This is a genomic window from Paraburkholderia monticola, assembly GCF_001580545.1.
GTDB lineage: Bacteria > Pseudomonadota > Gammaproteobacteria > Burkholderiales > Burkholderiaceae > Paraburkholderia > Paraburkholderia monticola.
In genome coordinates, this window is the sequence record NZ_LRBG01000033.1 from 1 (window position 1) to 927 (window position 927).

1 protein-coding gene is annotated in these 927 nt (G+C 67.1%); it reads right to left on the reverse strand.

What is annotated here, in order from left to right:
- Positions 1–927 (reverse strand): 1,2-phenylacetyl-CoA epoxidase subunit PaaA (gene paaA, locus CI15_RS20765; RefSeq protein WP_063910560.1); only part of this gene is annotated, 927 nt, incomplete at both ends.

The window sequence follows — 927 nt, forward strand, 5'->3', positions numbered from 1 at the left end:
CGCCCATGCCCCGTCGTCATGGGCCTTCACGCGGGTCGCGAGGCGCTCGCGGTTGCACGGGCCGTCGCCGTTCACCACGCGCCAGAACTCTTCCCAGTCGATGTCGCCGTAGTCGTAATGGCCGCGCGCCTCGTTCCATTTGAGGTCCGCGTCGGGCAGCGTGACGCCGAGCACTTTGGCCTGCTCGACGGTCGCGTCGACGAATTTCTGGCGCAGGTCGTCGTTGGTGATGCGCTTGATGCCCCATTGCGCCGACTGGTTGCTGTGCACCGAATCCTTGTCGCTCGGGCCGAACATCATCAGCACCGGCCACCACCAGCGGTTCACCGCCTGCTGGACCAGCTCGCGCTGCGCGTCGGTGCCGGCCATCATCGCGAGCAGCGCGTCGAAGCCCTGGCGCTGATGGAACGACTCTTCCTTGCAGATGCGGATCATCGCGCGGGCATAGGGCCCGTAGGTGCAGCGGCACAGCGGGATCTGGTTCATGATCGCCGCGCCGTCGACGAGCCAGCCGATCACGCCGACGTCGGCCCAGGTCGGCGTCGGGTAGTTGAAGATGCTCGAATACTTGGCCTTGCCCGCATGGAGCGCCGCGACCAGCTGGTCGCGCGAGACGCCGAGCGTCTCGGCGGCGCTGTACAGATAGAGCCCGTGGCCGGCTTCGTCCTGCACCTTGGCGATCAGGATCGCCTTGCGCTTGAGGCTGGGCGCGCGCGTGATCCAGTTGCCCTCGGGCAGCATGCCGACGATTTCCGAATGCGCGTGCTGCGAGATCTGCCGCACCAGCGTTTTGCGGTAGGCGTCGGGCATCCAGTCCTGCGGCTCGATCTTGCCGTCGGCGGCCATCACCGCGTCGAAGCGCGCCTGTTCGGGCGAATTCGCGTCCGCATCGAGCGGGGCGACGTTGCCGGGGATATCGAGGGATTG